This window comes from Bacillus sp. FF-1 (assembly GCF_028548245.1).
Classification (GTDB): domain Bacteria; phylum Bacillota; class Bacilli; order Bacillales; family Bacillaceae_G; genus Bacillus_A; species Bacillus_A paranthracis.
Map to the genome: position 1 here is coordinate 1 of NZ_JAQQGG010000015.1, position 12,370 is coordinate 12,370.

Consider the following 12,370-nt stretch of genomic DNA (forward strand, 5'->3'; position numbering starts at 1 on the left):
AGATTTCCCATAGCGTAAGCTAGTAAGATCCCTGAAAGATGATCAGGTTGATAGGTTCGAGGTGGAAGCATGGTGACATGTGGAGCTGACGAATACTAATAGATCGAGGACTTAACCATATAATATGTAGCAATGTTATCTAGTTTTGAAGGAATATGCCTTCATAGTTTGGTGATGATGGCAGAGAGGTCACACCCGTTCCCATACCGAACACGGAAGTTAAGCTCTCTAGCGCCGATGGTAGTTGGGACCTTGTCCCTGTGAGAGTAGGACGTCGCCAAGCAACTAAAAACACAAGTCTTTTGACTTGTGTTTTTTTGTGTTTTCAAACAGTATGCAAAAAGAAGTAATGGTAATACAAACACGTTGCCCAAGGATGAATCATATTATATAAGAGATTGATGTATATTTTTCTGTAAATTGTTAAGGAATAGAAGTATAAAATATGTCCATTTAAATAGGGAGGGAAAGATATGAAATCACAAAACGAAGTTTGTATTGTTTGTGAGACAGAAAGAAAAGAAGGGATATATGTTTATAATAATTTAATATGTTATGAATGTGAAAAGGACATGGTGAATACGGAAACAAATGATCCGAAGTATATATATTATTTAAAACAGCTTCGGAAATTAGAAGTATCATATTTTTAAATAGGCATATGCCTATTATTTTTTTTGTTCTGTATAATAGATAAAGAATGAAATAATAAGGAAGAGATATAGATGAATCAAAATCGCATACCTTTATATGAAGCATTAATAGAGTTTAAAGAAAGAAGGCCGTTATCCTTTCATGTCCCAGGTCATAAAAATGGTTTAAACTTCCCTCAGGAGGCGGTAGGAGAGTTTAAAGATATACTATCTATCGATGTAACTGAGTTGTCAGGATTAGATGATTTACATAGTCCGTTTGAATGTATAGATGAGGCACAACAATTATTAGCTGATGTATATGGAGTGAACAAAAGTTATTTTTTAATTAATGGCTCAACAGTCGGGAATCTAGCAATGATTTTGTCTTGTTGTGGGGAACATGATATTGTTCTTGTACAAAGAAATTGTCATAAATCCATTATTAATGGTTTAAAGTTAGCGGGAGCAAATCCTATTTTTTTAGATCCATGGATTGATGAGGCTTATAACGTACCAGTGGGAATTCATGATGAGATTATTAAGGAAGCAATTGAAAAATATCCGAATGCGAAAGCACTCATTTTAACGCATCCTAATTATTATGGTATGGGTATGGATTTAGAGGCAAGCATCGCTTATGCACATGCACATAAAATTCCTGTGTTAGTAGATGAAGCACATGGAGCTCATTTTTGTTTAGGCGGGGCATTTCCAAAGTCAGCGTTAGCATATGGTGCAGACATTGTAGTTCATTCTGCGCATAAAACATTACCCGCAATGACGATGGGATCCTATTTACATATAAATAGTCGCTTAGTGAAAGAAGAAAAAGTTTCTACTTATTTAAGTATGCTACAATCTAGTAGTCCATCGTATCCAATTATGACTTCTCTTGATATTGCACGCTTTACGATAGCGCGTATAAAAGAAAAGGGACATGATGAAATTGTCGAGTTTTTACGGGAATTTAAAGAAGAATTGAGTGCTATTCCACAAATAGCTATTTTACAATATCCATTACAAGACGAGCTAAAAGTTACCGTACAGACGCGTTGTCAATTATCAGGATACGAATTACAGTCTTTATTTGAAAAGGTTGGTATATATACAGAAATGGCAGATCCATATAATGTCTTATTTATTTTGCCTTTGCAAGTAAATAAGACATATATGAAGGCTATAGAGATGATCCGAGTGGCATTGCAATATTATGAGGTGAAAGACAAGACGGAATCTATTCGTTATACTTATAAAGGGGAAATTTCTCCTTTACCGTATACATATAAACAATTGGAAGAATACGAAACAAAAGTAGTATCTGTAGAAGAAGCAGTTGGGATGGTAGCAGCAGAAATGGTAATTCCGTATCCACCTGGTATTCCATTGATTATGTATGGGGAAAGAATTACTTCAGAACATAAAGAGCAAATTATGCATTTAGAGAAAGCTGGCGCTCGTTTTCAAGGCAGCACGAAATATATGAAAGTGTATGATATAGAAAGTAGGTTTTAGAATGAAGGGATTATTTGTAACAATTGAAGGTCCAGAAGGTTCGGGTAAAACAACGCTAATTCAAGGTTTATTGCCATACTTTGAACAAAAGGAACAAAAGGTAATGGCGACGAGAGAACCAGGTGGTATTGCAATTTCTGAGGAGATTAGAACGATTTTGCATAAACAAGAATATACGATGATGGAAGCACGTACAGAGGCGTTGTTATATGCTGCTGCACGTAGACAGCATTTAGTAGAAAAAGTTATGCCGGCACTTAATAAGGATTACCTTGTATTATGTGATCGTTTTATAGATAGCTCTTTAGCATATCAAGGATATGCAAGAGGATTAGGTATGGATAAAGTATTTGAAATAAATCGTTTCGCAACAGAGGACTGTATGCCTAGTTTAACAATTTACTTAGATATTGAGCCAGAGGTTGGCTTAGCTCGAATTGCAAAAGATGCAGGACGTGAAGTGAATCGGTTAGATATGGAAGATATCTCTTTCCATAAACGTGTGCGTGAAGGGTATTTACAAGTTGTAGAACGTTTCTCGGATCGTATTGTATTGGTAAATGCTGATCAACCAATGGAAAAACTTATAGAAGAAGTTATTCAGGTTATAGAAGATAAATTGTTATAATAGAAGGAAAGAATGAAATAAGTGAGGTATGCATTATGATGAAGACGTGGGAGCAGCTTTCTGCTATACAACCCATCGGTGTAAAAATGTTGATGAATAGCATCGCAAAAGAGCGTATATCCCACGCTTACTTGTTAGAGGGAGGGAAAGGGACGGGAAAGTTTGCGACAGCAATTCAAATGGCAAAGAGTTTCCTCTGTTCTCAGCGGAATGGGGTAGAACCTTGTCATGTATGTACAAATTGTAAGCGAATTGATTCAGGTAACCACCCAAACTTACATATTGTAAAACCAGACGGATTATCTATTAAGAAGCAGCAAATTCATGATTTACAAGAAGAGTTTTCCAAAACAGGATTAGAAGCAAATAAAAAAGTATATGTTATTGAGCACGCAGACCGTATGACGGCAAACGCAGCGAATACACTGTTGAAATTTTTAGAAGAACCAAGTAGTGATACAACAGCTATTCTACTTACTGAACAAAGTCATCAAATTTTAAATACGATTTTATCTCGCTGTCAAGTTGTTACATTTAGACCGTTACCTACGGAATCTTTAATTAGAAGATTACAGGATGAAGGTATTACGGCATCTTTATCAACACTTGCTGCACAACTTACGAATAGTTTTGATGAAGCTTTAGCTTTATGTAGTGATGAATGGTTTGCACAAGCACGAGCTTTAGTGATAAAATTATGTGAAGCGCTCGAAAAAGATAAAACCTCTATTTTTTTTGTACAAGAAAAATGGGGAAAACACTTTAGAGAGAAAGAGCAATTACAGCAAGGTTTAGATATGTTACTCCTTATTTATAAGGATTTATTATATGTTCAACTTGGAGAAGAAGATCGTCTTGTTTTTCATGAGCAGAAAGAGATGTTTGAATCTTTCTCCTACGCTCAGAAGCGCATTGTATCAGCTCTCTTTAATATATTAGAGGCAAAAAATAGAATCAACGCTAATGTAAATGCGCAGCTTGTGTTCGAACAGTTAGTGTTGCGGTTGCAGGAGGGATGACCGTTTTGTATGATGTAGTAGGTGTTCGCTTTAAGAAGGCCGGAAAGGTGTATTACTTTGATCCGAATCAGTTCGATATCTCTGAAAATGAGTTTGTAATTGTAGAAACGGTAAGAGGTATTGAATACGGAAAAGTAGTTATTACCAAAAAGCAAGTTGATGAAAACGACGTTGTATTACCACTAAAAAAGGTTATTCGCATTGCAAATGAAAACGATCGTACCATTGTTGAAGAGAACAAACATGCTGCAAAAGAAGCATATCAAGTTTGTCAGCAAAAGGTAGTAGAACATAATCTTGATATGAAACTTGTAGATGTAGAGTATACGTTCGATCGCAATAAAATTATTTTCTACTTTACTGCGGATGGTCGGATTGATTTTCGCGAACTAGTGAAGGACTTAGCAGCAATTTTTAGGACAAGAATTGAACTAAGACAAATCGGTGTTCGTGATGAAGCGAAAATGCTTGGTGGTATTGGTCCATGTGGTCGTATGCTTTGTTGTTCTACTTTTTTAGGGGATTTTGAACCTGTATCCATTAAGATGGCAAAGGATCAAAATTTATCATTAAATCCTGCAAAAATCTCTGGTTTATGTGGTCGCTTAATGTGTTGCTTAAAATATGAGAACGATGAATATGAGGCAGCAAAGGAACAACTTCCTGATTTAGATCAACGTATACAAACCCCGCATGGTACTGGCCGTGTTATCGGATTAAATATTTTAGAAAGATTAATTCAAGTGGAACTAGTAGACAAGGAACGGATAGTAGAATATACGTTAGATGAGTTAGTGAATAAAGGGGTCGTTTCGAGTCAAACCACAGATTAATGAGGTGGGTGCTTGTGGAGAAAAAAGATATTTTTGCATCGGTTTCTAGTATGGAAGAGCAAATTGGACATTTATACAAACAGTTGGGAGAATTAAAACAACATCTTGCAGAGTTACTGGAAGAAAACCAACATATAAAAATGGAAAATGAAAATTTGCGACACCGCTTTGAAGAAGTACAGATTAAAGAAAAACAAAAAGCTCAAAAACGTAAAGAAGTGAAGCCGAAGACAGATATTGGTGAAGGCTACGATAATTTAGCAAGACTATATCAAGAAGGTTTTCATATTTGTAATCTGCATTATGGAAGTGTACGTAAAGAGGGAGATTGTTTATTCTGCCTGTCATTTTTAAATAAAAAGTGAAATTACCTTTCCAATAATAATTGGAAAGGTAATTTTTTATACATGAGAGTAGAATCGAATATGTTTTTTATTAGTAGAAGATGAAATAGGGTAGGTTAAGTGTAAGAAAAGGAGCAACATATGAATTTATATGAAGATGAACGTTTAGATTACTTATTAGCACAAGATTTGAAGATTATACAAAGCCCATCAGTATTTAATTTCTCGTTAGATGCTGTTTTACTTGCAGACTTTGCTTGGGTGCCAATTCAAAAAGGTAATTTACTTGATTTGTGTACAGGTAATGCAGTTGTGCCCCTTCTATTAAGTACAAGGACGAAAGGGAATATTACTGGTGTAGAAATTCAAGAACGCTTATATGATATGGGAATAAGAAGTGTCCAATACAATAAGTTGGAAGAAAGAATTCACTTAATACACGGGGATTTGAAAGATATGCCGGAGAAACTTGGGCGTCATCAATATGATGTTGTCACATGTAATCCGCCTTATTTCCAAACACCTGCAACTTCTGAAAAAAATATGAATGAACATTTAGCGATAGCTCGTCATGAAATTATGTGTACACTAGAGGATGTTGTATCTGCAAGTAGTCAGCTAGTAAAGCAAGGCGGGAAAGTAGCATTTGTACATCGTCCAGGTCGTTTATTAGATATTGTTACATTAATGCGTAAATACAAAATTGAACCGAAGCGTGTACGATTTGTTTATCCTAAGGCAGGGAAAGAAGCGAATACATTGTTAATTGAAGGAATTAAGGACGGAAACGCAGATTTGAAAATATTGCCACCTCTTTTTGTATATGAAGAAAATAATGAATATACAAAGGAGATTCGCTCGATTTTATATGGAGAAGAATAAGCATTGTTTTTATGTAGTGGAGTGCTCTGATGGAAGTTACTATGCTGGATATACAAATCATATAGAGAAGCGGATTGAGACCCATAATAGCGGAAAAGGGGCTAAGTATACGCGTGCTAGACTTCCTGTTGCTTTAAAATACGTAGAATTTCATGAAGATAAGCGTACAGCTATGCAAGCAGAGTATTATTTTAAGCAATTAAATAGAAAACAAAAAGAAGAATATATGCAAAAAGGAGAACGCTATGTGGCAACAAAAAAGCTTTCAACAAAGTGAAAAGGGAGTTTTATATTTAGTACCAACTCCTATTGGAAATTTAGAAGATATGACATTTCGTGCAATCCGAATTTTAAAAGAAGCGGATTTAATTGCTGCTGAAGATACGAGACAAACGAAAAAACTTTGTAATTATTTTGAAATTGAAACGCCTGTTATGAGTTACCACGAGCATAATAAAGAAGTAAGTGGAAAGAAAATATTAGAGAAGTTAGATGAAGGAAAGACTATAGCACTTGTTAGTGACGCTGGTATGCCGTGTATTTCCGATCCAGGCTATGATATTGTTGTCGAGGCAGTAGCTGAGCAATATCATGTAATCCCGCTTCCTGGGGCAAATGCAGCCCTTACAGCATTAATTGCATCAGGACTTGAAACAAAACAGTTTTATTTCTATGGGTTTTTACAAAGAAATAAAAAAGAAAGAAAAATGGAGTTAGAGAAGCTTCGTTACATACAAACTACAATGATGTTTTATGAAGCGCCTCACCGCCTGGATGATACTTTAATCTCGATGCAAGAAGTATTGGGAAATAGAGAAATCGTATTATGCCGAGAGTTAACGAAAAAATTCGAGGAATTTATTCGAGGAACAGTTGAAGAAGCAATTGAGTGGACGAAACAAAATGAAGTTCGTGGTGAGTTTTGTATTTTAGTAGCTGGTTCAACGGAAGAACCTGCTCCAGAAGAACAATGGTGGGAATCTATTTCAGTATATAATCATATTGAACATTATATAAACGAAAAAGGTATGAATTCAAAAGCGGCGATAAAAACAGTCGCTAAAGATCGAGATTTGTCGAAACGCGATGTATATCAAATCTATCATGTCGATAAAAAATAAGCTTCTCATAATTGAGAAGCTTATTTTGCTGTTTCGATATAATCTTGAAGCTCGTTTAAGATTTGCTCAGCGCCTTCTTTGCTTAAGATAATTTTACCTTCAGCTAAAGATAGGTTACCATCAGATACTTCACCAGTTACTTGGCAAGTCATGTTTGGCTTATATTTTTTTAAGATGATTTTCTCGTCATCAACATAGATTTCAAGAGCATCCTTTTCTGCAATACCTAAAGTACGGCGTAATTCGATCGGAATTACTACACGACCTAATTCATCAACTTTACGAACGATACCAGTAGATTTCATAATTCTTTTCCTCCTAAAGAAATAGTTTATAAGTTTCGAGTCTATTTTTAGATTCGTCATTTTTCGACAAAATACCCTATGGACATATGATACCAATCATTTACATTTCCGTCAATTCTTTAATTCTATATTTTTTAAAAAGATTTATAGATTTCTTACTTCTTATATATAATAGAGTTTGAGTAATTTCTACTATTATTTCACTTTATTTTCGGAAAAATCAAGAAATTATAGGTAATGACTGTATATTTTCTTGAAATATGAGTAATAGATGATAAATATAAAAATATGAACTTGTTTTTATCCTGCATTAACGAGTAGTAAGATTCTAAATTTTAAATTCGGCTGGGCCAAAGAAGTTAAGTGGAAGTCGGATTGCTCGTAAAAGTCCGATTGGTGTGGGTTGATAATCCGTGGGAATGAACAAGACCCTCACAGATTAAAGTTTCACTTTATATATAAGTTTTTGATATACTATTTATAAATACATATGAGGTTATCCGGGAGGTCCAAAACAATGACAAAGGAAAACAAATCCTTTTATATTACTACCCCAATTTATTATCCAAGTGGAAAATTACACATTGGACATGCTTATACAACAGTAGCAGGAGATGCGATGGCACGATATAAGCGTATGCAAGGATATAATGTTCATTATTTAACAGGAACTGATGAGCATGGACAGAAGATCCAAAAGAAAGCAGAAGAATTAAATGTTACACCACAAGCATATGTGGATAACATCGTTGCAGGAATTAAAGAACTTTGGGAGAAGATGGATATCTCCTATGATGACTTTATCCGTACAACGGAAGATCGTCATAAAGATGTTGTCGAAAAAATCTTCAAGCAACTAGTAGATCAAGGTGATATTTATCTTGATGAATATGAAGGTTGGTATTCTGTACAAGATGAGACATTCTATACAGAGCATCAATTAGTAGATCCAATTATGGAAGGTGACAAAGTAGTTGGGGGAAAAAGTCCGGACAGTGGTCATGATGTAGAACTTGTTCGTGAAGAATCATATTTCTTTAGAATGGGTAAATATGTTGACAGACTATTAAAGTTCTATGAAGAGAATCCACATTTCATTCAGCCAGAGTCTCGTAAGAATGAAATGATTAATAACTTTATTAAACCAGGATTGGAAGATTTAGCAGTTTCCCGTACTTCATTTGACTGGGGAGTTCGTGTTCCAGGTAATCCGAAACACGTTATTTACGTATGGGTTGACGCATTATCTAACTACATTACAGCATTAGGTTATGGAACAGAAAATGAAGAGATGTATAAGAAGTTCTGGCCAGCAGATGTGCATTTAGTTGGAAAAGAAATCGTTCGTTTCCATACGATTTATTGGCCAATCATTTTAATGGCATTAGATTTACCTCTTCCGAAAAAAGTCTTTGCTCACGGTTGGATTTTAATGAAGGATGGAAAGATGAGTAAGTCAAAAGGAAATGTAGTAGATCCAGTTACATTAATTGATCGTTACGGATTAGATGCATTACGTTATTACTTACTTCGTGAAGTTCCATTTGGATCTGATGGCGTATTCACACCAGAAGGATTTGTGGAGCGTATTAATTTCGATTTAGCAAATGACTTAGGTAACTTATTAAATCGTACAGTAGCTATGATTGATAAGTACTTTAACGGAGAAATCCCTGCATTTAAAGAAAATGTAACGGAATTTGATGAAACTTTAGTAACATTTGCGAAAGATACATTGAAAAAAGTGGAAGAAGCAATGGAGAATATGGAATTCTCTGTAGCTCTAAGCTCAATTTGGCAATTGGTTAGCCGTACGAATAAATATATTGACGAAACACAACCGTGGGTATTAGCGAAAGATGAGAATGATCGCGAAAAGTTAGCCTCTGTAATGGCTCACTTAGCAGAAGTACTTCGTCAAACGGGTATTATGCTTATGCCATTCTTAACAGTAGCACCAAGCAAAATGTTTGCTCAGCTTGGCCTTACTGATGAAGCACATATATCTTGGGGAAGCCTATCTACAATCGGCTGTATTCCAGCTGGAACAAAAGTAGAAAAAGGACAACCAATTTTCCCTCGTTTAGAAATGGACGTGGAAGTGGCGTACATTAAAGAACAAATGAAAGCCTCTGCTCCTAAAGTAGAAGAGAAAAAAGAAGAAGAACCGAAGGCAGAAGAAATTACAATTGATGATTTCTTTAAAGTAGAATTGCGTGTAGCTGAAGTTCTATCTGCGGAACCTGTGAAAAAAGCAGACAAGTTGTTAAAAATTCAACTAGACTTAGGTACAGAAAAGCGTCAAGTTGTTTCTGGAATTGCAAAATTCTATTCGCCAGAAGACCTAAAAGGTAAAAAGGTTATTTGTGTAACAAATTTAAAACCTGTAAAATTACGCGGTGAATTATCGCAAGGTATGATTTTAGCGGGTGAAGAGAATGGCGTATTGTCATTAGCATCTATTGACCAAAATCTACCGAATGGTACAAAAATTAAGTAATTAAGACAAGAAAAGAGATGTTTCACGTGTAACATGTGTGAAGCGTCTTTTTTCTTTTTACACTCTCAATTTTTGCATTAAGATTGTAGTATTGTTATCGTTAAGTTATAAAAGAGCTTATTTGCGTAGAATAAATTTGATTTCAATATAAAAGGAGTTATGTATTATGTTGTTTGATACACATTCACATTTGAATGCAGAGCAATTTGAAGAAGACTTACAAGAAGTTATTGCCCGAATGAAAGAAGCGGGGGTTACTTATACAGTTGTTGTTGGTTTTGATGAAGTAACGATAAAAAAGGCGATTGAATTAGCTGAAGCCTATGATTTTATTTATGCCGCGGTTGGATGGCATCCAGTTGATGCAATCGACATGACAGAAGAGCATTTAGCTTGGTTAGAAGAACTTGCTTCTCATCCTAAAGTCGTTGCACTTGGAGAAATGGGCTTAGATTATCACTGGGATAAGTCTCCAAAAGAAATACAGAAAGAAGTATTCCGTAAACAAATTGCATTAGCGAAAAAAGTAAAATTACCGATTATTATACATAACCGCGATGCAACTCAAGATATTGTTGATATTCTAGAAGAAGAGAATGCAGCTGAAGTAGGAGGTATTATGCATTGCTTTAGCGGTAGCGTAGAGGTAGCAGAGCGATGTGTTGATATGAACTTTTTAATTTCGTTAGGTGGACCAGTTACATTTAAAAACGCTAAGAAACCGAAAGAAGTTGCTACGGAGATTCCATTAGAGAAATTATTAATAGAGACGGATTGTCCGTATTTAACACCGCATCCATTTCGCGGGAAACGAAATGAACCAAGTTATGTAAAACTCGTAGCAGAAGAAATTGCGAACTTAAAAGGAATTTCTTATGAAGAGGTAGCGGAAGTAACAACTAAGAATGCAAAAGCTTTATTTGGTGTCGAATAAAAAGAATGGGGGAGCCCATTCTTTTTATTTTTTGAGAAACAGAATAGTAGAAGTGGTAGAGAAAACGAGGGTGAATGAGTAAGTGTTACAATAAGGAGAGAGAACAAAGTTTTGGACATTCTATTTTTTAAAATGTAACAATGGGGAAAATAATAATGGAAAAGTCGTCATTTTTTTGTTTTACTAAGTAGAGACGAAACGAGTGTGGAGGCAAGCATGAAAATTAAAGAGATTATCGTTGTAGAAGGTAAAGATGATACAGTCGCGATTAAGCGTGCTGTTGATGCGGATACAATTGAAACGAACGGTTCAGCAATCGGTGATCATGTTATTGAACAAGTAAAATTAGCGCTGCAAAAACGAGGCGTTATTATTTTCACAGATCCGGATTATCCTGGAGAGCGTATTCGAAAAATTATTTCTGACAAGGTGCCTGGATGTAAACATGCTTTTTTACCGAAGGAAGAAGCACTTGCTAAGAGGAAAAAAGGTGTCGGGATTGAACATGCTTCTAATGAATCAATTCGCCGTGCTTTAGGGAATATACATGAAGAAATGGAAGCTTACACAAGTGAAATCAGTTGGAGCGATTTAGTCGATGCAGGTTTAGTGGGCGGAGAAATGGCAAAGAGTCGCAGAGAAAGAATGGGTAAGCTATTAAAGATTGGTTATACAAACGCAAAACAGTTACATAAACGTTTACAAATGTTTCAAGTTTCAAAAGAATCATTTGCAGAAGCTTATAAGCAAGTCATACAGGAGGAAAGAAAATGAAGGATATCGCAACGCCAAATCGTACGAAAGATATTGTTGAAAAGTATGGATTTTCATTCAAAAAAAGTTTAGGACAAAATTTTTTAATTGATACGAATGTATTAAATCGTATCGTTGATCACGCTGAAATTGGTTCAGAAAGTGGTGCAATTGAAATTGGACCAGGTATCGGTGCATTAACAGAACAATTAGCGAAGCGTGCTAAAAAAGTAGTGGCTTTTGAAATTGATCAAAGGTTATTACCGATTTTAGATGAGACGTTAGCTCCATATGGCAACGTTACTGTTATCAATAAAGATGTACTAAAGGCAGATGTACATGAGGTGTTTAGTGAGCAATTTGAAGAAGGGCAAGATGTAATGGTAGTAGCTAACTTACCATACTATATTACGACGCCAATTTTATTTAAATTGCTGGAAGAGAAATTACCGGTTCGTGGATTCGTTGTTATGATGCAAAAAGAAGTTGGGGATCGTTTAGCGGCTAAGCCTGGAACGAAAGAGTATGGCTCTTTATCCATTGCTATTCAGTATTATACAGAGGTAGAAACAGTTATGACTGTACCGCGTACAGTGTTTGTGCCACAACCGAATGTTGATTCTGCAATTATTCGCCTCCTAAAGCGTCCTAAACCAGTGGTAGAGGTAACAGATGAGACATTCTTCTTTGAAGTAGTACGAGCAAGTTTTGCACAGCGTCGTAAAACTTTAATGAATAATTTATCAAATAATTTAAATGGTTTCCCGAAAGATAAAGAGCTGTTGGATCGGATTTTAACAGAAGTAGGAATTGATCCAAAACGAAGAGGCGAAACGCTATCTATCGAAGAGTTTGCGACATTAAGTAATGCATTAGTTCTTCATAAGTTATCATAAGGGTACAA

At 35.4% G+C, this 12,370-nt stretch carries 14 protein-coding genes and 2 rRNA genes; 15 read left to right on the forward strand and 1 reads right to left on the reverse strand.

The annotated features are described in order from the left end of the window. The 11 genes from PQF83_RS27280 to rsmI all read left to right on the forward strand — a co-directional run. Nucleotides 1-119: ribosomal RNA gene (locus tag PQF83_RS27280) — 23S ribosomal RNA — on the forward strand; the annotation flags it as partial. Between the two features lie 48 nt (nucleotides 120-167). Beyond that, a 5S ribosomal RNA gene (gene rrf / locus PQF83_RS27285) occupies nucleotides 168-283 on the forward strand. Between the two features lie 190 nt (nucleotides 284-473). Continuing rightward, on the forward strand, nucleotides 474-653 hold the full coding sequence (locus PQF83_RS27290; protein WP_000842028.1) for a sigma factor G inhibitor Gin: 180 nt from the start codon (nucleotides 474-476) through the stop codon (nucleotides 651-653). A 72-nt stretch (nucleotides 654-725) separates the two neighbouring features. Continuing rightward, on the forward strand, nucleotides 726-2,147 hold the full coding sequence (locus tag PQF83_RS27295) for an aminotransferase class I/II-fold pyridoxal phosphate-dependent enzyme (RefSeq protein WP_001075268.1): 1,422 nt from the start codon (nucleotides 726-728) through the stop codon (nucleotides 2,145-2,147). Between the two features lies 1 nt (nucleotide 2,148). Further along, complete coding sequence (gene tmk / locus PQF83_RS27300; protein WP_000677232.1) at nucleotides 2,149-2,775, forward strand: dTMP kinase; 627 nt, start codon at nucleotides 2,149-2,151, stop codon at nucleotides 2,773-2,775. A 35-nt stretch (nucleotides 2,776-2,810) separates the two neighbouring features. Next, nucleotides 2,811-3,794, forward strand: a complete 984-nt coding sequence (gene holB / locus PQF83_RS27305; RefSeq protein WP_000978583.1) for a DNA polymerase III subunit delta' — start codon at nucleotides 2,811-2,813, stop codon at nucleotides 3,792-3,794. A gap of 5 nt (nucleotides 3,795-3,799) precedes the next feature. After that, nucleotides 3,800-4,627 (forward strand): PSP1 domain-containing protein, encoded by an 828-nt coding sequence (locus PQF83_RS27310; protein WP_000272429.1) that lies wholly within the window; start codon nucleotides 3,800-3,802, stop codon nucleotides 4,625-4,627. Nucleotides 4,628-4,641: 14 nt separating this feature from the next. After that, entirely contained in the window at nucleotides 4,642-4,992 is a 351-nt protein-coding gene (gene yabA / locus PQF83_RS27315; protein WP_000412054.1) for a DNA replication initiation control protein YabA, read from the forward strand. Nucleotides 4,993-5,112: 120 nt separating this feature from the next. After that, complete coding sequence (locus tag PQF83_RS27320; RefSeq protein WP_001055351.1) at nucleotides 5,113-5,853, forward strand: tRNA1(Val) (adenine(37)-N6)-methyltransferase; 741 nt, start codon at nucleotides 5,113-5,115, stop codon at nucleotides 5,851-5,853. Next, nucleotides 5,840-6,130: a GIY-YIG nuclease family protein gene (locus tag PQF83_RS27325; RefSeq protein WP_000414340.1), complete on the forward strand. Its 291-nt coding sequence runs from the start codon at nucleotides 5,840-5,842 to the stop codon at nucleotides 6,128-6,130. The genes PQF83_RS27320 and PQF83_RS27325 overlap by 14 nt, the downstream gene beginning before the upstream one ends. Continuing rightward, nucleotides 6,099-6,974 carry a 16S rRNA (cytidine(1402)-2'-O)-methyltransferase gene (rsmI, locus tag PQF83_RS27330; RefSeq protein ID WP_000267827.1) on the forward strand — a complete coding sequence of 292 codons (876 nt, stop codon included), beginning with the start codon at nucleotides 6,099-6,101 and terminating at the stop codon, nucleotides 6,972-6,974. Before PQF83_RS27325 ends, rsmI begins: the two co-directional genes overlap by 32 nt. Before the next feature lie 20 nt (nucleotides 6,975-6,994). On the opposite strand, the gene PQF83_RS27335 is transcribed toward rsmI, so the two are convergent. Continuing rightward, nucleotides 6,995-7,279 (reverse strand): AbrB/MazE/SpoVT family DNA-binding domain-containing protein, encoded by a 285-nt coding sequence (locus PQF83_RS27335; RefSeq protein ID WP_000843036.1) that lies wholly within the window; start codon nucleotides 7,277-7,279, stop codon nucleotides 6,995-6,997. A gap of 517 nt (nucleotides 7,280-7,796) precedes the next feature. On the opposite strand from PQF83_RS27335, the gene metG reads away from it, so the two are divergent. From metG to rsmA, 4 genes are all read left to right on the forward strand, one after another. Further along, nucleotides 7,797-9,779 (forward strand): methionine--tRNA ligase, encoded by a 1,983-nt coding sequence (gene metG, locus PQF83_RS27340; RefSeq protein WP_000159679.1) that lies wholly within the window; start codon nucleotides 7,797-7,799, stop codon nucleotides 9,777-9,779. A gap of 166 nt (nucleotides 9,780-9,945) precedes the next feature. After that, nucleotides 9,946-10,713, forward strand: a complete 768-nt coding sequence (locus tag PQF83_RS27345; RefSeq protein ID WP_000895831.1) for a TatD family hydrolase — start codon at nucleotides 9,946-9,948, stop codon at nucleotides 10,711-10,713. Nucleotides 10,714-10,929: 216 nt separating this feature from the next. Next, nucleotides 10,930-11,487, forward strand: coding sequence for a ribonuclease M5 (rnmV, locus tag PQF83_RS27350; RefSeq protein ID WP_000692832.1), 558 nt, complete (start codon nucleotides 10,930-10,932; stop codon nucleotides 11,485-11,487). Further along, on the forward strand, nucleotides 11,484-12,362 hold the full coding sequence (gene rsmA, locus PQF83_RS27355; protein WP_000651552.1) for a 16S rRNA (adenine(1518)-N(6)/adenine(1519)-N(6))-dimethyltransferase RsmA: 879 nt from the start codon (nucleotides 11,484-11,486) through the stop codon (nucleotides 12,360-12,362). The genes rnmV and rsmA overlap by 4 nt, the downstream gene beginning before the upstream one ends. Nucleotides 12,363-12,370 lie beyond the last annotated feature (8 nt).

What these genes read in the sequence shown, in the direction of transcription:
- tmk (WP_000677232.1), top strand. Translation starts at nt 2,149, where the DNA reads ATGAAGGGATTATTTGTAACAATTGAAGGTCCAGAAGGTTCGGGTAAA.
- PQF83_RS27325 (WP_000414340.1), top strand. Translation starts at nt 5,840, where the DNA reads ATGGAGAAGAATAAGCATTGTTTTTATGTAGTGGAGTGCTCTGATGGA.
- rnmV (WP_000692832.1), top strand. Translation starts at nt 10,930, where the DNA reads ATGAAAATTAAAGAGATTATCGTTGTAGAAGGTAAAGATGATACAGTC.
- PQF83_RS27290 (WP_000842028.1), top strand. Translation starts at nt 474, where the DNA reads ATGAAATCACAAAACGAAGTTTGTATTGTTTGTGAGACAGAAAGAAAA.
- PQF83_RS27345 (WP_000895831.1), top strand. Translation starts at nt 9,946, where the DNA reads ATGTTGTTTGATACACATTCACATTTGAATGCAGAGCAATTTGAAGAA.
- PQF83_RS27320 (WP_001055351.1), top strand. Translation starts at nt 5,113, where the DNA reads ATGAATTTATATGAAGATGAACGTTTAGATTACTTATTAGCACAAGAT.
- PQF83_RS27295 (WP_001075268.1), top strand. Translation starts at nt 726, where the DNA reads ATGAATCAAAATCGCATACCTTTATATGAAGCATTAATAGAGTTTAAA.
- rsmI (WP_000267827.1), top strand. Translation starts at nt 6,099, where the DNA reads ATGTGGCAACAAAAAAGCTTTCAACAAAGTGAAAAGGGAGTTTTATAT.
- PQF83_RS27335 (WP_000843036.1), bottom strand. Translation starts at nt 7,279, where the DNA reads ATGAAATCTACTGGTATCGTTCGTAAAGTTGATGAATTAGGTCGTGTA.
- metG (WP_000159679.1), top strand. Translation starts at nt 7,797, where the DNA reads ATGACAAAGGAAAACAAATCCTTTTATATTACTACCCCAATTTATTAT.
- holB (WP_000978583.1), top strand. Translation starts at nt 2,811, where the DNA reads ATGATGAAGACGTGGGAGCAGCTTTCTGCTATACAACCCATCGGTGTA.
- rsmA (WP_000651552.1), top strand. Translation starts at nt 11,484, where the DNA reads ATGAAGGATATCGCAACGCCAAATCGTACGAAAGATATTGTTGAAAAG.